At 70.0% G+C, this 17416-nt stretch carries 13 protein-coding genes and 1 riboswitch; of the genes, 8 read left to right on the plus strand and 5 right to left on the minus strand.

What is annotated here, in order from left to right; all coding sequences use genetic code 11:
* Positions 1–101: 101 nt before the first annotated feature.
* From ACYUED_RS27555 to ACYUED_RS27565, 3 genes are all read left to right on the plus strand, one after another.
* Positions 102–1100 carry a hypothetical protein gene (locus ACYUED_RS27555; protein WP_491286070.1) on the plus strand — a complete coding sequence of 333 codons (999 nt, stop codon included), beginning with the start codon at positions 102–104 and terminating at the stop codon, positions 1098–1100.
* 139 nt (positions 1101–1239) lie between these two features.
* Entirely contained in the window at positions 1240–4908 is a 3669-nt protein-coding gene (locus ACYUED_RS27560) for a type I restriction endonuclease subunit R (RefSeq protein ID WP_491286072.1), read from the plus strand.
* Between the two features lie 5 nt (positions 4909–4913).
* Positions 4914–5702, plus strand: coding sequence for a M48 family metallopeptidase (locus tag ACYUED_RS27565; RefSeq protein ID WP_491286074.1), 789 nt, complete (start codon positions 4914–4916; stop codon positions 5700–5702).
* Between the two features lie 35 nt (positions 5703–5737).
* Here ACYUED_RS27565 and ACYUED_RS27570 read toward each other — a convergent pair whose 3' ends face one another.
* On the minus strand, positions 5738–6808 hold the full coding sequence (locus tag ACYUED_RS27570; RefSeq protein ID WP_491286076.1) for a C40 family peptidase: 1071 nt from the start codon (positions 6806–6808) through the stop codon (positions 5738–5740).
* 459 nt (positions 6809–7267) lie between these two features.
* Here ACYUED_RS27570 and ACYUED_RS27575 point away from each other — a divergent pair, with 459 nt between their 5' ends.
* A complete protein-coding gene (locus ACYUED_RS27575; protein ID WP_491286078.1) occupies positions 7268–7621 on the plus strand; it encodes a hypothetical protein in 354 nt (117 codons plus the stop codon).
* Here ACYUED_RS27575 and ACYUED_RS27580 read toward each other — a convergent pair.
* On the minus strand, positions 7599–8573 hold the full coding sequence (locus ACYUED_RS27580) for a tellurite resistance/C4-dicarboxylate transporter family protein (RefSeq protein ID WP_491286080.1): 975 nt from the start codon (positions 8571–8573) through the stop codon (positions 7599–7601). The two genes, ACYUED_RS27575 and ACYUED_RS27580, sit on opposite strands and share 23 nt — an antisense overlap.
* 99 nt (positions 8574–8672) lie before the next feature.
* The gene (locus tag ACYUED_RS27585) at positions 8673–9827 is read right to left on the minus strand and encodes a C40 family peptidase (protein ID WP_491286082.1); all 1155 of its coding nucleotides are present in this window, start codon (positions 9825–9827) and stop codon (positions 8673–8675) included.
* Positions 9828–9835: 8 nt separating this feature from the next.
* A riboswitch (cyclic di-AMP (ydaO/yuaA leader) is annotated at positions 9836–10005 on the minus strand.
* A gap of 375 nt (positions 10006–10380) precedes the next feature.
* On the opposite strand from ACYUED_RS27585, the gene ACYUED_RS27590 reads away from it, so the two are divergent.
* The 3 genes from ACYUED_RS27590 (at position 10381) to pcrA (ending at position 13909) form a co-directional block, all read left to right on the plus strand.
* On the plus strand, positions 10381–10623 hold the full coding sequence (locus ACYUED_RS27590) for a hypothetical protein (RefSeq protein ID WP_491286084.1): 243 nt from the start codon (positions 10381–10383) through the stop codon (positions 10621–10623).
* A gap of 60 nt (positions 10624–10683) precedes the next feature.
* Positions 10684–11133, plus strand: a complete 450-nt coding sequence (locus ACYUED_RS27595) for a ScyD/ScyE family protein (protein WP_491286086.1) — start codon at positions 10684–10686, stop codon at positions 11131–11133.
* Between the two features lie 289 nt (positions 11134–11422).
* Positions 11423–13909, plus strand: coding sequence for a DNA helicase PcrA (gene pcrA, locus ACYUED_RS27600; RefSeq protein ID WP_491286088.1), 2487 nt, complete (start codon positions 11423–11425; stop codon positions 13907–13909).
* A gap of 48 nt (positions 13910–13957) precedes the next feature.
* Here pcrA and ACYUED_RS27605 read toward each other — a convergent pair whose 3' ends face one another.
* Both ACYUED_RS27605 and ACYUED_RS27610 read right to left on the minus strand, forming a co-directional pair.
* A complete protein-coding gene (locus tag ACYUED_RS27605; RefSeq protein WP_491286090.1) occupies positions 13958–15430 on the minus strand; it encodes a M23 family metallopeptidase in 1473 nt (490 codons plus the stop codon).
* Between the two features lie 258 nt (positions 15431–15688).
* Entirely contained in the window at positions 15689–16555 is an 867-nt protein-coding gene (locus ACYUED_RS27610; RefSeq protein WP_491286092.1) for a lipase family alpha/beta hydrolase, read from the minus strand.
* Positions 16556–16905: 350 nt separating this feature from the next.
* Here ACYUED_RS27610 and icmB point away from each other — a divergent pair, with 350 nt between their 5' ends.
* The gene (gene icmB, locus ACYUED_RS27615; protein WP_491294458.1) at positions 16906–17322 is read left to right on the plus strand and encodes a coenzyme B12-dependent isobutyryl CoA mutase small subunit; all 417 of its coding nucleotides are present in this window, start codon (positions 16906–16908) and stop codon (positions 17320–17322) included.
* Positions 17323–17416 lie beyond the last annotated feature (94 nt).

Consider the following 17416-nt stretch of genomic DNA (forward strand, 5'->3'; position numbering starts at 1 on the left):
CGTGGTCAACCTCTAGCGTTCGCAGCAACAAACAAACGACCCCGGCAGGTGTTACCAGCACCAAACCGGGGTCTGACCTCAAGATCGGAACCAACGATCTCATGGCTTCCCAAGACCCTAACGTGGTCGTGCCCGCACCCGCACACCCCATGGCCAATCCCGGCTACGGCAAGCGGCCCGCCCCGGACCAGCTCCCGTTCCGCTCCGGCTGCTTCGATCACCTTCCGCCCCGCGAGCGTTACATCGCCGCCTTCATCGACCGGCTGCCCGACGGTGCCGCCATGGACGCCAAGACGCTCGCCAAGGCACTGCCCCTCTACGGTCAACAGGCCGTCCGCACCGCCCTCAACGAGCTCTCCCGGGCCGGGCACCTCCGTCGAGTGCGGCGCCGCGCAGAGGGCGTCGACGCTGTGGAGGGGGTAACCCGTTGGGTGTTCCGCACCTACTGGACCCGTACCGCACGTGACAGCGAATGGTGGGCCCGGCTCCTCGTCGGTGACGTAACGAACGAAGTCCGGCCCGAGACTTCCTCGGAGGCGTGCCCAGCCTCTACGTCTCCGGCCGCGCCCGGCGACGTACCGGGCCAGGAACCGAAGCAAGCCGAGCAAGCGGAGCGAGCTGATCGGGCCGAAGCACCCCAGCCCACAGAGCGGCCTCGCCCCTCCCTCGCGTACGAAACCCTCGCCCAACTCGGCCGCACCGAACCCTGTTTGGCGCTCTCCGCCGCCGACTGTGCCGCCCTTGAAGAACTCGCCGCCGCTTGGCTCGCCCGTGGCGTGACATCGGCCGGCCTGACGCAATCCCTCGTCGCAGGGCTCCCCGAGCAGGTGTACTCACCCCGAGCCCTCGTGCACCGGCGCCTCCGCGACAAGATGCCGCCCGAGCTGCCCGCCCCGGCGGAGCGCCCGGAGCCCCGGGCACGCCTGATCATGGAGTGCACCGAGTGCCGCGTTCCCGGCCGCCCTGAGGCCCTGCCCGGCGGTCTCTGTCGGGCCTGCCGTGGCGGCACCACGGCCGCGCCGCGGGCGCTGCCTCCGCCGGCCGTACACGTACGAGCCGCGCAGGTGCGCGAAGCGATCCGTATGCCGCTGCGCGCGTGAGCCGTTTTCGCGTACGGCTCGCAACCCGTGGCTTGAACCGTGCATCCCCGCGTCACATCCGCCTCGTCTGCCGCAGAATGGAACACCGGTCAGAACCGTTGGCCGAGGCCAGGCAGCACACGGGGAGAGGCGCGTACGCATGGCACGGGGCACGGCCGAACTGGACGAGGTGGAGCGCCCGTTCGTCGAGCAGCTGAAGGCGATGGGGTGGCGGCACGTCCACGGACCGGAGCTCACCGGGCCTGACGACGAGCGGGCGTACGGAGACGTCCTGCTCACCCGGCGCCTCGGCTCGGCGATTCGGCGGATCAACCGTGTATCGGGCACCGGCGATCCCTGGATGGGTGACGCGGACGTCGACAGCGCCGTCGGCGAACTGCGCAGAGCCGCACGCAACGTCGCCACGAAGAAGCTGAAGGACGTCAACAGCGATGTGACGAGTCTGCTGCTCAGCGGTACGCCCGCGACCGGGCACGAGGTCCACCACCAGGACAAGACGGTGCATGTCCAGTACGTCGACTGGGAGTTGGAAGCACTCGACGACGCCGAGATCCTGAGGAGGAACGAGTTCCTCGTCGTCGACCAGCTCAGGGTACGTGCCGCCGACGGCAAGGATGTCGTCCTCGATCTCGTCCTGTTCGTCAACGGGATCCCCGTCGTCGTCATCGAGTGCAAGAGCCCCGAGGTCAAGGATCCGACAGGGAAGGCCATTCGCGATCTGCGGGCCTACTCCGGGGAGCCTCTGGACGACGACGTCCGGGCGCCGCACGACCGGCCGAGCGGTGTGCCGGAGCTCTTCGCCTCCGTGCAACTGCTCGTCGCCGCCAGCGGGGACGACGCGGCCCTCGGCACCATCACGTCGACCGAGGAGCACTTCGCCGCCTGGCGCAGCGTCACCCCGGACTACGAGGACGACGCGGCGCTGGTGCGCGCGCTGCAGGCCGTCCGGCAGGACGACGGCGCGCGGTTGCTCTCCGACGGGCAGAAGCTCACCGACCAGCACAAGCTCGCCGCCGTCGTCCTCAAGCCGCGCAATCTGCTGAACGTCATGCGGCATTACGTCTTCGAGATGCCGGTGCAGACCAAGGAGGGGGAGCCGCCGCTGACCGTGAAGGCGGTGTGCCGGCATCAGCAGTACCGGGCCGTCGAGAAGATCGTGGCCAAGCTGAGGACCGGGCGCACCCGCCTCGACCCCGCGGCGGAGGACGACGAGCGCGGTGGTGTCATCTGGCACACCCAGGGTTCCGGCAAGAGCCTGACCATGGCCTTCCTCGCGCGTCGGCTCCAGAGCAGCCGGGACCCCGGGCTGAACCGGTTCACCCTCCTGGTCGTGACCGACCGCAAGCAGCTCGAACGACAGCTGTCGGCGGCGGTGCGGGTCAGCGGTCGCCCCGTACGCATCGCCAAGTCCCAGGCGGATGTGGAAGGGATGCTGCAACGGGCGGGCAAGCCCGGAGGGCGCGCGGTCATCTTCGCCATGATCCAGAAGTACCTGGGGCGGGTTCCCGGGCTCGTCGCGGAGACGGCGGACGACGACCGTGACCCGAGTGTCGAGTTCGTGGCGGCTCAGGAGCGGATCGCCGACGGTGAGTCCGCCGAGGAGGCCGCGGATCCGACGCCGGACGACGACGTCATCGAGGAGGTCAGGCGGCGGTTCAGCGAGTGCAGCACCTCGCCGTACGTGCTGGTGCTCGTCGACGAGGCGCACCGTTCGCACAGCTCGGTCCTGCACGCCTGCCTGCGGGACGCGGTGCCGAACGCCGCCCGCATCGGCTTCACGGGTACGCCGATCATGAAGGGCAAGCTGCACGACACCGGGCGGATCTTCGGTCTTGAGCCGGACGACAAGTTCCTCGACGCCTACCTCATGGACGAGGCGGAGCGGGACAAGGTGGTCGTGCCCGTCCGCTACGAGGGGCGGGCCGGGCCCGCGAACGTGAAGGACGAGCGGGGGATCAACCACAAGTTCGAGGACCTCATCGCCAGCCTGAGCGACGAGGACAAGGACAAGGTCCGCAAGGGACTGAAGCCCACCAGCCGCGATGTCGCCGAGTCCCTCCCGATCATCCGGCGCAAGGCCGTCGACATGCTGGAGCACTACGTCACCGGCCCGCTCACCGGAGGGTTCAAGGCCCAGGTGGCCGCTGTCAGCCGCAGCGCCGCCGTGCTCTACCGGCACATGCTGAACGACGCCCGTGCCGAACTGCTCGCCAAGGTCCGGGCCTTCGACCCGGCGACACTGCGCCACAAGGACCTCAAGGACTACACCTGGGACGAGCTGGTGCTGCTGCGCGCCTGGCACTACCAGGAACTGCTGCGCCGTATCGAGTTCGTACCGGTGATCTCCGCCGGGAACGAGCAGAAGAGTGGGCGGTGGCAGGAGTGGACGGACCCGCAGCGGCAGCAGGAACACGTCGAGCAGTTCCTGGAGCCGTTTCCCGAGCTGCCGAAGGACAACCCGTGGGTGGTTGACCATCCGCCGGAGTACGACTCCGAGCCGGGCGGCGTGGTCGCCATGAACCCGTGGAGTGTCCCGCAGACCGCCCCGGTGGAGACAGGACTGAACCCGTGGAGCGACCGGGAACAGCGGCCGATCGCCTTCCTCATCGTGAAGTCGATGCTGCTCACCGGCTTCGACGCGCCCATCGAGCAGGCCCTCTACCTGGACCGGCCCATTCAGGACGCCGAGCTGCTGCAGGCCATCGCCCGGGTCAACCGGCCCCGCAACGGCAAGGAGGAGGGCCGGGTCGTGGACTACTACGGGGTGCTGAACAACCTCGCGGTGACCCTGCCCGCGTACAAGGGCGACGGGCCCGCGCTGAGTGCCGTACGGAGTCTGGCCAGCGAGGTGCCGGACCTGGAGGCGGCGGGTGCCGAGATGCAGCGGTTCCTGGACGGACTGGGGATCACGCGTCTCGACACTGCCGAGGGCGTCACCAGCGGTCTGTGGGCGCTGGGCGACCAGTCCGCCCGGGCCGACTTCGACAGCAAGATGGGCGCCTTCCTGGGTGCTCTGGAGCGTGTACTGCCGCACGAGGCGGCGCTGAAGCAGATTCCCAGCGCACGACAGTGGGCCGTACTGCAGAGACGGGTGCGTCGGCACTACCGGGACGACACCGGCGGTCAGTTCGCCCTGCGCGCGTACGGCCGGAAAGTGCGGGCGATGATCGCCGATCACCTCGAACTGCCCGAGCTGACGCAGGTGATCGCGCCCGTGTCCATTCTCGCGCCGGACTTCGACGAGGTCGTGGGGCGCATCCCGGAGGCCCGGGAATCGGCGGCGGAGCAGGTGCAGGCACTCCGCTACCACCTGGAGGAACGTCTGGAGCAGGAGGACCGCCCGGTCTACCGGACGCTCGCGCAGGAGCTCCAGGAGATCCTCGACCAGTTCGACGGCCGCTGGGACGAGATCAGGCAGCGGGTCGGGCCGCTCATCGACAGGGCCCGCAAGGCGGAGCAGGCCGACCCGGCTGTGGCGGATCTGAGTCCCGTCGAGCAGCGGCTGTACACCAAACTGTCGGAGCAACTGGCCGAGCAGCCGGCGTTCGAGCAGCCGGGCCAGGAGTTTCTGCGTGGCCTGACCGTCGATCTCGGCTCGCTCATCTCCGTGTATGTGAACCGGGCGTCCTGGTCGGCCAACGAGTCGAGCCTGGGTGATCTCCGGATCGCCATCTGGCACGAACTGCGGAAAGCGGGGCTGAAGCCGCGAGAGCGTGATCCCAAACCGTTGCGTGATCTGTCCAACGCGATCGCCGGATACGCGCAGCAGCATGCCTCCGCGTTCCGCGCGCGGGGGCGGGGACAATAGAACGCGTGCCAGATCTCGTCCCGCCCTCCGGTGTCACAGAGCGTCCTCAGCTTGTCGACGGTCAGGTGCTCGGGGTGGACGGGAGGGACTTCCTGATCGCTGTGAGTGCTCGGCGCAAGCGGCTCGGACTCACAGTCGAGAGGGACGGCACGCTCACCCTGCGCACGCCTGTGAGCTGTGATGTGGCGAGGGCTGAGGACTTCGTGCGGCAGAGCCGGGCCTGGCTTGAGTCGAAACTTGTGCTGCGGGAACGGCACCGGCCGGCGCATCCGGTGCGTGAGTTCCGGGACGGCGAGACTTTTCGCTATCTGGGGCGCGAGTACCGGCTGCTTCTGGTGGACGAGGGCAGGGCTCCGGTGCGGCTGTCGGCGGGGCGGCTGAGAATGGACAAGGCAGTCGCGGCGGAGCCCGCCCGAGCGCGGCGAGACCTGGTCGCCTGGTACCGGAAGGCCGGGCTGCGGTGGTCGCGGGGACGTCTTCAGCCGTGGGCTGCCCGCATGGAGGTTCCCGAACCTGCGGTGAACGTTCGCGACGTCGGAAACCGATGGGGAACGTACCGGCCCGGCGATGCAGGCGCCGGCACGATGGCCCTGCACTGGGCTGTCTTCCAGCTGCCTGCCCACCTTGTCGACTACGTGATCGCTCACGAACTGGCACACATCAAGGTCTCCGGGCACGGGCCCGACTACTGGATGCTTCTCAAGCGGGCGATACCGGAGTGCGAGGCGCGCAAGGAGGAACTCGACGACCTGGGAAGGCGGTTGTGGCTCGGGCAGATCCCCGAGCGGAATTGAGGTGAGGGTCGCGAGGACGAGAGCGTCAGCCCTCCTCACACCACCCGCGTGGCGCCCGCGAACGGCATCTCGTCGATCGGGGCGATCCGCACCGGCGCCGACGGATTCGGAGCGTGGATCATCTGGCCGTTGCCGACGTAGATGCCGACATGACTGATGCCGGAGTAGAAGAACACGAGGTCGCCGGGGGCCAGTTCGGAGCGGGCGACGCGCCGGCCCGAGCCGATCTGGGCGTAGGTCGTGCGAGGCAGGGAGATGCCCGCCGAGCGGTAGGCGGCCTGGACGAGGCCCGAGCAGTCGAAGGAGTCCGGGCCGGTCGCGCCCCACACATAGGGGCTGCCGAGCTTGGCGTAGGCGTACGAGACGGCGGCCGCGGCACGGGAGCCGGGCGCCTCGGCCGTCGCGCCACCGGGCGCTTCCAGGCCGACCCGCGTGCCCGGGCCGGACCGTGACGCGCGCGTGCCTCCGTCCTCGCCGAGCCCGAGCCGAGCACGTTCCGCGGCCGGGACCCGAGCCAGCAGTCGCCGTGCCGCTGCCAGCTTCCCGGTGATCGCCTTCTTGTCCCGCTCCAGCTCCGCCTGCCGCGACGTGAGCGAGGTCAGCTCGATGCGCGCGGCCCCCCGCAGCTGCTCGATCTCCCGCAGTTGTTTGCGTACGTCCGCGACGGCCGCCGCCTGCCGGGTGCCCGCGCGCTCGGCGAACTCGGCGCCCTCGAGGTAGCGGTCCGGGTCGTTGGACAACGCGAGTTGCAGCGCCGGGTCGAGGCCGCCGTCGCGGTACTGCGCCGCGGCCATCGAACCCAGCGCGTCCCGCGCCGAGTTGAGCCCGTCCGTCTTGCGTGCCGCCTCGTCCCGCAGCGTCGACAGCCGCTGCTCGGCGGCGTCCGCCTTCTCCTTCGCCCCGTTGTACTTCTCGGTGACGGCCTCCGCCTCCTGGTACAGCTTGTCCGCCTTCGCCTTGACCTGCGCGGGAGTCAGCTCCGGTTCGGCGTGCCCGGTCCCGTCGAAACCCGTCGCGGTCGCCGCACCCGCCAGGGCGATCGTGAACGCGGTCCGGGCCGAACTGCCGCTGAGCGAGCGCCGGCTGGGCTTGCGGTGCGCTGCCACGTGGACTGCACGTCCTTTCGTAGAACCGCCCTGTTCCGCCTTGTCCGCACTGTTCCGCCCTGTTCCGACCACTTCCGAGCGGCTCACGCGTCCGGCGGCGGCCCGCACAGGGGGAACGGTCCGCCGCCGGACCTTCTCGGCGGTGGTGTCCGACTGCCGCCCCTGGCCCGGGCGGCGGTGGGGAGCCGGCCACCTGGTGGAGGACGCTAAACCTGACGGTGTCGGCTCGGTAACGCGATGTGCGGAAGTGCCCCGGGCGGATCGCCGGGTGACCGTATACGTCCGTGATCCGCGGCCCCTGCCGTCGACTTCGCGCAGTGCGCTGACCGAAGTGACGGTTCTGGCGCCGCGCCCGACGGCGAGCTGCTATGAGCCGCTGGGCCGCATATGTGCGCGGTCCACGGGTGAAGGACGGGGCGGTGTCGGACGCCCGTGAGCCCCTGTTTAAGCTCCGGCCTCATGGACGTACTCATCCATCTCTTCGTCGGCCTGCACATCATCGGCATCGCCGCGCTGCTCGGCGGCTTCCTCACTCAGATGAAGGCGATGGGGCAGGGCACGGCCCGCTTCGTCCCCGGCATGCTGCACGGGGCGCTGACGATGCTGGTCACCGGCGCGATCCTGGTCGGCCTCAACCAGGCCGACGGCCATCACGTCAACACCGTCAAGATCGGCCTGAAGCTGGCCCTGCTGGTCGTGGTCCTCGGCCTGGTCTATGTGAAGCGGGACGACGAGAAGGTCGACAAGAGCATGTTCGGGGTGGTGGGCCTGCTCACCACGGCGAACATCTTCATCGCGGTGCTGTGGACCTGATGCCGACGCGGGCCGACGCGACGGCCCCCGCGGCGACGGCCACCCACGCCGCCACGGCGATCCACAGCAGCACCTGCCCGGGCCCCTTGAGCCTCGGGACGTCGAGGGCGGCGGAGGCGGACAGCCCGGCCGCCGCCGTCATCCCCATCGGGAACACGGTCGCCCAGCGGCGCGCGTCGTAGCCGAGCCGCGGCCGGACCACCTCGGCGACGAGCAGTACGGCGCAGCAGGCGATGTCGAGCACGAGCAGCGCGACGGTGACGGCGCGCAGCACGCCGCGGTCGTCGTCGTTCCACAGGTACAGGCGTGCGCTGTCCGCCGCGAGGAGCCCCGATCCGGCGAGCGCCGAGATGGCGAGCGCCCCGCCCGCCACCCAGTGATCCCCGTGGCCCTGAGTGATCTGCCGCAGGTCGAAGCGGGCCAGCGCGAAGCCGTAGAGCACGAGCCCGAGCCAGAACAGCACGAGTGCCGCGTGCGCGAGCCATGCCGTCGTCTCGGCTGCGGCGAGCGCGGCGCCGAGCACCGCGAGCCCCTGTGTGGCCACGCAACACAGGAACACCGAACCCGGCATGCGATGCCACCAGTGCCATACGACGTCGACGAGCAGTACGGGCCACAGCACGGCCGCCAGCGCGAGCAGGGCCTCGGCGAGGGTCTGCCATCCGAGGGCGGCGAACCGGGTCCCGAGTACGGCGGTCGCCGCGACGGCGGTGAGCGAGTCCGGTGTCCGCGCCTGTGCCAGCCACCTCTCCGGATCCCGCACCAGACGCGCGCCGAAGTCCGCCGCCAGCCCCACCCAGGCGACACAGGTCAGGACCAGGGCGATCCGCGACAACACCTCGTACCCGGTCAGATGCAGCCCGACCGACACGATGCCGGTCGCCATCAGGGCGGCCCCGGCCGCCGGCGAGCGCTGCGCCCACCAGGCGCGGAAAGCGGAGGAGGCGGACATGGGGCCGAGCCTAGGGAGACCCGCCGCCGCAGGGGCGCGGGGCACGCGCGCGTGGGTCCAAAAACACCTGCACGCGCGCGTGCCCCGCTCCGGGGTGCCTCAGGCCGGCCGCACCACGCTGTGGATGATCGATTCGCCGCCGTAGTAGACCGACTCCTCGCGGACGTACGCGCCGGGCTTCGGGGCGTGGATCATCATGCCGTTGCCGATGTAGATGCCGACGTGGCTGATGTCGTCGTAGAAGAAGACCAGGTCGCCCGGCTGCGCGTCGGCCAGGGGGACGGTGGTGCCGGCGTTCACCTGGTCGTAGGTGGTGCGCGGGAGGCTGACGCCCGCGGCCTTCCAGGCGGCCTGGGTGAGGCCGGAGCAGTCGTAGGAGCCGGGGCCGGTGGCGCCCCAGACGTACGGTTTGCCGATCTGCGCACGGGCGAAGGCGAGCGTCTTCTCGGCCTTCGTGGCGTACGAGGAGCCGGTGCCGGAGGTACTGCCCGAGTCCGCGGAGGAACCGCTCCCGCCGGCCGAGGCCTCCTCCTTGGCCTTCTGCTCGGCCGCCTGCCGCTCGGCCAGCTCGGCCGCCTTGCGCGCGGCCTCCTGCTCCTTCTTCCGCTGGATCGCCGCGAGCCGAGCCTTCTCCTCGGCGGTCAGCTTCGACAGCAGCTCGCGCGCGCCGGAGAGCTTCGCCTGCACCGTGGACTTGGCCGTCTGCAGGTCGCTCTGCGTCTTGGTGAGCGTCTGAAGGCTCTTGGAGGCCTCCTGCCGCTTCTTCATCGTCGCGGACTGCTCGGTGAAGTAGTCGTCGACCGCGCTCTTCTGGCGGGAGGTCAGCCGGCTCATCAGATGCGTCTGGTCGAAGTAGTCCTGCGGCGAGTCGGCGAGCAGGAAGGTCGCCGTGTCGGGTGCGGCGGCGCCGGTCCGGTACTGGGCGGCGGCGTAGGAACCGAGTTCCTCCCGCTCCGCGTTGAGTTTCTGGGTGCGCTGGGCGACGTCGTCGAGGAGGGTGTCGACGCGCTTGCGCTGCGTCGTGGTCTTCTCTTTGGCCGCGTTGTACTTCTCGGTGGCCGACTCCGCCTGGCGGTAGAGGTCGTCGACCTTCTTCTCGACTTCCTCGAGACTGGGCTGCCCGTCGGTGGCGGGGGCGGCAATGGCCGACTGGGACAGCAGGGCCATGGAGGTGAGGGCGGCCGTGGCGAGAGCGGGGGTGCGTATGCCTGCTACGCGCGTAACAGCGGGGCGTGACTTGCGGTGCGACGCCAAGGGAGGCGACTCCTTCCACGTTCCGCCTACCGAGTTAGCTGTCGGGTTCGGGCGGGTGGTTCGGAAGGGTTGCCCTACGGTCCGCGCCCCGGAAAGGAGTCGGACCGATTCACCCCGGGATCGGTGGGTCCCCGGCTCCGGATGCGCGGCGGCATACCGGACTCAGCGGAGGCTGCTCGGCCCGGCGACGTTCGCCGGTGGGTGTCGTGCGGCCTGCTCGGAACGGTAGCCAACTCGTGGGGCCCGTGTGAAGGTTGATGTTCGATATGCCCGATACATTTTCGTGACCTTGGGTCAGGGCGTCGCGAAACGTGGTCCTTCCGCAATGATCTGCGTAGATTCATGCGCCTTCTGACCGGACTGACGGCATGCGCCCGCTTCCTGGCGCTAACTTCCAGCCGGCCGCGGTCAGGTACCGCGCTGGGTGAGGGGGTACGGCCATGAGAAAGCGCGCAGCACCCGTCTTGGGCACATCGGTCGCCCTGGCCGCCACCGCGGCATCGCACCCGCGAGCGACTCCGGCGGACACTTTGGCGGCAAGCCGGTGATCCGCGTGATCGCCAAGGACCTCGACAATCCGCGTCGGCTCTCCTGCGACCGCGGTCGTCCGTACGTCGCCGAGGCCGGCCGCGGCGGCAGGAAGTGCCTCGGCGAGGGACCCGAGGGCCCGACCTGCATCGGCCTGACGGCGGCGGTCGGCAAGGTCTTCCGCGAGGGGGCGCCCTGGAAGCACCACCGCCTGGTCGACGGCCTGCCTCGGCCGGTGCCCCCGACGGGGGCTTCGCGGTCGGCCTGAACGGCGTCTCGGCCTGCCACGGCAGCGTCTGGGGCGTGGAGACCTGGGCCCGAAGCCGGTGTGCCCACCGCCCGGCCCTGGAACAAGCTCGGCAACCTGCTGTCGATCGACCGGGCCAGGGCCAGGATCGCCGCCGACGTCTCCGCCGAGGAGCTGACGTGCAACCCGCACGAGACGGCCGTCGACTCCGATCCGTACGCCGTCCTGGCGCTCCCCGACGGCCGCAGGATCGTCGCGGACGCGGCCGGCAACGACCTGATCGTGGTGCCCAGGAGCGGCAGGGCCCGCCCGTTCACGGTCTTCAAGGACCACGACGGGCACGAGGCCGTCCCCACCTCCCTGGCCCTCGGCCAGGACGGCAACCTCTACGTCGGCGAGCTGAACGGCGAGCCCGCGAAGCCCACCGCGCGCGTGTGGCAGGTCGACCCCTGGAGCGGAAAGATCCTCGTGGACGTCCGGCTTCGGCGCGATCACGGCATCGCTTCAACAAACGGGGCGACCTGTACGTAAGCCGGCTCTTCGCCGGCGTCGTGACGAAGGTCTCGGGCGGCAGGCGTACGGACGTGAAGGTGCCCTTTCCGGCGGGAGTGGCCGTCGCCCCGCGGGGCGGCACGGTCTACGTCTCGGCCTGGTCGGTCGCGGACCGTGACGGCACGGTCTCGGAGGGCAGGAAGACGCCGGGCGGCCGGATCCGGAAGATCCGCGGCTTCTGCGGCCGAGGCCCACAAGGCCCCCGATTCGGCGGAAGTTCCCGGGGCGGCGGCGGGCTGTCAGTGGGGCACCCTAGACTCGGAAGGCGATGAGCAGCCTCTTTGACGACAGCTTCCTGGCGGATCTCAAGGCCCCCCGCGGCCACGAGGAAGAATCCCCGCCGCCGCCCGAGGACGATCACCTGCCGGAGCCCGTTCCGGACGATCTGTTCGGCGGGAAGTTCGACGTGCCCCCGGACCGGGACGCCTACTACCGCGACGGCGCCCCGCGCCCGGCGATCGACGCGGCCGCGCTCCTGGACGGGTTGAACGAGAACCAGCGCGCTGCCGTCGTCCACTCCGGCAGCCCCCTGCTCATCGTGGCCGGCGCCGGCTCCGGCAAGACCCGCGTCCTCACTCACCGCATCGCCCACCTCCTCGGCGAGCGGAACGTGCACCCGGGCCAGATCCTCGCGATCACCTTCACCAACAAGGCCGCGGGCGAGATGAAGGAGCGCGTCGAGCAGCTCGTCGGCCCGCGCGCCAACGCGATGTGGGTGATGACCTTCCACAGCGCGTGCGTGCGCATCCTGCGCAGGGAGTCGAAGAAGCTCGGCTTCACCTCCTCCTTCTCGATCTACGACGCTGCCGACAGCAAGCGCCTGATGGCCCTGGTCTGCCGCGACCTGGACCTCGACCCCAAGCGCTATCCCCCGAAGTCCTTCAGCGCCAAGATCTCGAACCTGAAGAACGAGCTGATCGACGAGGAGGACTTCGCCGCCCAGGCAACCGACGGTTTCGAGAAGACCCTCGCCCAGGCCTACGCCATGTACCAGTCGCGGCTGCGCGAGGCGAACGCCCTCGACTTCGACGACCTGATCATGACGACGGTCAACCTGCTGCGCGCCTTCCCCGACGTCGCCGAGCACTACCGCCGCCGCTTCCGCCACGTCCTGGTCGACGAGTACCAGGACACCAACCACGCCCAGTACGCGCTCGTACGGGAACTCGTCGGCACCGCCCAGCACGATGAGGACGTACCGCCCAACGAGTACGACCTCCCACCCGCCGAACTGTGCGTCGTCGGCGACGCCGACCAGTCGATCTACGCCTTCCGCGGCGCGACGATCCGCAACATCCTCCAGTTCGAGGAGGACTACCCGGACGCGACGACCATCCTCCTGGAGCAGAACTACCGCTCCACGCAGACGATCCTCTCCGCGGCCAACGCGGTCATCGAGCGCAACGAGTCGCGCCGTCCCAAGAACCTGTGGACCAACGCGGGTGCGGGCGCGCGCATCACCGGCTACGTCGCCGACACCGAGCACGACGAGGCCCAGTTCGTCGCCGACGAGATAGACCGCCTCACGGACGCGGGCGACGCGAAGGCGGGCGACGTCGCCCTCTTCTACCGCACGAACGCCCAATCCCGTGTCTTCGAAGAGGTCTTCATCCGCGTCGGCCTGCCCTACAAGGTCGTCGGCGGCGTCCGCTTCTACGAGCGCAAGGAGGTCCGGGACGTCCTGGCCTACCTGCGGGTGCTGGCCAACCCGGAGGACTCGGTGCCGCTGCGCCGGATCCTGAACGTGCCCAAGCGCGGCATCGGCGACCGCGCGGAGGCGATGATCGATGCCCTGTCCCAGCGCGAGAAGATCAGCTTCCCGCAGGCGCTCAAGCGCGTCGACGAGGCGTACGGCATGGCCGCCCGGTCGGCGAACGCCGTCAAGAAGTTCAACACGCTGATGGAGGACCTCAGGACGATCGTCGAGTCGGGCGTCGGCCCGGCGACCGTCCTGGAGGCGATCCTCGAACGGACCGGCTATCTCGCCGAGTTGCAGGCCTCCGCCGACCCGCAGGACGAGACCCGGATCGAGAACCTCCAGGAACTCGCCGCCGTGGCCCTGGAGTTCGAGCAGGAGTCCGGCGAGGGCGAGGAGCCCGGCTCGCTCGCCGGCTTCCTGGAGCGCGTCGCGCTGGTCGCCGACTCGGACCAGATTCCGGACGAGGACGAGGACGGCTCCGGGGTCATCACGTTGATGACCCTGCACACCGCCAAGGGCCTCGAGTTCCCGGTCGTCTTCCTCACCGGCATGGAGGACGGCGTCTTCCCGCACATGCGCGCCCTCGGCCAGACCAAGGAGCTGGAGGAGGAGCGGCGGCTCGCGTACGTCGGCATCACGCGCGCGCGTGAACGGCTGTATCTGACGCGGTCGTCCCTGCGCAGCGCATGGGGCCAGCCGTCGTACAACCCGCCCTCCCGGTTCCTGGAGGAGATTCCGGCGCAGCACGTCGACTGGAAGCGGACGGGCGCCACGGCACCGGTCGCCTCCGGCCCGGCATCCGGAGTGGCGGCCTCGCTGTCGTCCTCCCGCTCACGCTCGTCGGCGTCGGGTGCGTCCGGCTTCGCCACCAGGCGGGCCTCCGACAAGCCGGTGGTCTCGCTGGCGGTCGGCGACCGGGTCACCCATGACCAGTTCGGACTCGGCACGGTCGTGGCGGTGAAGGGCACGGGCGGGAACGCCGAGGCGACGGTCGACTTCGGCGAGGCCAAGCCGAAGCGGCTGCTGCTGCGGTACGCGCCGGTGGAGAAGCTGTAGGAACAACGGGCCTGGGGCCTGGGGGCGTGGCCCCCGGGTCCTACGGTCCTACGTCGGGTCCAGGCCGTGGCTGCGCAGCCACGGCAGCGGATCGATCGCCGAACCGCCGGCCGGCCTGACCTCGAAGTGCAGGTGCGGACCGGTCGAGTTGCCCGAGTTCCCGGAGTACGCGATCGGCTGGCCGGCCTTCACCGACATACCGGTGGAGACGCGGTAACTGGAGAGGTGGCAGTACCACGTCTCCGTACCGTCCTTCGCGGTCACGATCATCATGTTGCCGTACGCGCTGTTCCACTGCGTGCGGACGGTGCCGTCGACCGCGGACATCACCGTCGTGCCGTACGAGACCGGGAAGTCGATGCCGGTGTGCACGGACATCCAGTTGATGCCGGCCTGGCCGAAGTAGGCGCTGAGCCCCTTCTGGGCGACCGGAAGTGCGAACTTCGGGCGCAGCCGCTCCTTGCGGGCCGCCTCCTCCGCCGCCTTCTTCTTGTCGGCCGCCTGCTGGGCCTTGAGGTCGATGCGCTCCTGCGTACGGCTGGCCCGGTCGGCGAAGTCGTCGGCGCCGGCGGAGAGGCTCTGGATCTGGGAGTCCAGCTTGTTGTTGGCGGCTGCCGGTTTCACCGCATGCGCGTCCGACGCGCTCGCCGAGGTGTCCTTGTCGCCGCTGAAGGTGCCCACGGACGCGGCGGCGATACCGGCCACGCCCATCACACACGCCGAGGGCACGGCGATCGTCAGCAGCGCGGAGCGCTTGGCGGGCGCACGGCGGCGGGAACGGCTCCCGCTGCGCGAGGCCGCACGCGACGCCGGAGCCGGTGTGACCTCTTCCTGGTCGTCGAGGAGCGGGGCGACGGGGGCGACGGAGGGCAGCTCTCCGGTGGCGTCCAACTGGCCGCCGTCCGGCGTGGGCTGGTCGTACGAGCCCTGATCGGCCTGCTGTTCGTAGTCGTCGGCGGGTGCGGCTGTGTCGTGGCCTTCGTGGCCTTCGTGGCTCTCGGCGTTCCACTGCGTGGCGTCGTACGCCCCGGTGTCGAAGGCCTGGGTGCCCCACTCCCACTGCTGGGTCCGGTCGGCGGGGGCGCCTGACTGATCGGGCTGGAGCCAGGCGTTCGCGTCCCACTGCCCGGAGACGTCGGGCGCGGTGGCCTGCGGCGGGATGGCGGAGAGCGGCTGCCGGCCGGCGTTCCAGGCGGTCGTGTCGTACGCGCCGGTGTCGTAGGCGGCGTAGTGCTGGGCCGCGTACGCGTCGTAGTTCAGAGTCTGGTGACTGCCCGTGGCCCACTGCTGCGCGTCGTGCACACCGGTGCTGTCGCCCGGGAGGCTGCCGAACAGGGGGTCGGCGTCGAAGGTCGCGGTGGCGTGACCGGCGGTCGCAAAACCATTGGCGTCATAGCCGCCGTACGTGGTGAAGTCGCCGTACTGGGCTTCCTGCGTGCCGTACGAGGCATAGTGCGCCGTGGCGGCGTCGGAAGCCGGAGCCGGGGTGGTCATGGTCCCCGACGGGTGACGGTCGTTCACCAACTTCTCTTTCGCCTCGACAACAGGGGCTGCCAGAGCAGTGCGGCGACTGTACCCGCCGGTATACGGGCTCGACAATCTTCAACAGGTTTCGTGCGCGAAGGAAACGGTCATTCGGCCGTGTTTCGGGGGAGGGCGGGCACGAGTTTGGCCCTGCGTTCGAAGAATGTTCGAGGTCGACCGGCCGTCTGAAGGTCGTCCGTGTGTTGTCCGAGTGCTGTCCGAAGGCCGTAAGTAAGCCTGCTGTGGCGGGGGCGGTCAGGCCACGGTCAGGCCGTCGGCGTGGGCGGCGGCTTCGGCTCCTGTCCGCTCGGTGTCCAGGGCCTGGCGTATCCCGGTCGCGACGGCGGGATGCACGGGCAGGGCGAGATGGCCGATCCCGCTCACCCGTACGTTCTGCACCATCAGGTCGGGGTGGTCGATACAGGCGGTCTCCAGCGGGTCCATCAGGTGGTCGAGGTCGCTCCAGAAGCTCACGAAGTGCGTACGGCAGCCCGGGGCGGGCCGGGTCAGCTCATCGAGCAGCGCGGAGCCGGGGCGCATCTGGCGCACGATCGGGTGGGCGTTCGCCAGCGGAACCACCCGGGTGCCGGAGTGCGGGGTGCCGAGCGTCACCAGCGTGCGCACGCGGATGTCACCGCCGAGCCGCTGCACGTAGTACCGGGCTATCAGCCCGCCGAGGCTGTGCCCGACGACGTCGACGTGCTTGCTGCCCGTGCGCTCGCAGATCTCCTCTATGTGCCGGCCGAGCAGCTCGGCCGCGGTGCGGATGTCACAGGTCAGCGGCGAGTAGTTGAGCGACTCGACCTGCTGCCTGCCGTGCTGCGCGAGGCTGCGGCGCAGCAGCACGAAGACCGAGCGGTTGTCGATGAAGCCGTGCAGGAGGACGACCGGGGGTTTGGTCTCGGTCGGCAGCTGTGCCGCGCCGTCCGTGGCGGGGAGCCGGGCCGGTGATCCCCGGCGTTCCTGCGTGATGCCGGAGGGATAGAGGAGGAGGTGCCCGGCGAGGATCGCGAACTCCAGGGCGGTCGCCTTCAGCAGGGCCAGGGAGAGCCCCGCCAGTCTGCCCGGAAGCAGCCGCTGACAGAGCGGAAGAAGGGGCATCCCTGCCCTGGTGACCTTCATGGCCGGCCTCCTGTCGGCACGCAGGAGGACGCCTCTGTCCCCCGTGTGCCCTCGTGAGAAGCCGCGAGGAAGGCGGTCGACGGTTCTTCGTGTCGTCGACACACCGCACCGCCACGGCGCGCGGTCTGCGGTGCCGTGCTGCGGCGACCTCGTTGCGGCTCCCGTTGCGCCTGTTCCCGCCGGAACGGTGCGCGGTGAACGTGTCCCATCGTGTGATTTCCCCCTCGGCCAACACCGCGAAACTGCCGGTTGCGGGATGCTGGCGATAGCGTTCGTTCACATTCCCGGCCGGTGCGGGTACTGCAGTACCCGTCGGTAGGGATGAGTGCAGTCACTTCATGGAGGCAGACATGGGCGTGGACGCCGGTCCGATCCGCGTGGTGGTGGCCAAGCCGGGGCTCGACGGCCACGACCGGGGTGCCAAGGTGATCGCGCGGGCGCTGCGCGACGCCGGTATGGAGGTCATCTACACCGGTCTCCACCAGACTCCCGAGCAGATCGTCGGCACGGCGATCCAGGAGGACGCCGACGCGATCGGGCTGTCCGTTCTCTCCGGCGCCCACAACACGCTGTTCGCCGCCGTGATCGACCTGCTCAAGGAGCGGGACGCGGAGGACATCCTGGTCTTCGGCGGCGGGATCATCCCCGAGGCGGACATCCCTCCGCTGAAGGAGAAGGGCGTCGCGGAGATCTTCACGCCCGGGGCGACCACTCGGTCGATCGTGGACTGGGTGCGGGCCAATGTTCGACAGTCGGCGGGCGCTTAGGCCTCCGGCGGTGCGGCCGTTGTCCGGTGCGGGTTGGATGGCGAGACCGGCCCTGGGGGCTGCGCCCCCGGACCCCCCTTCGGCCCGAAGGGCC

The sequence above is a fragment of the Streptomyces sp. DF42 genome (genome assembly GCF_058267695.1).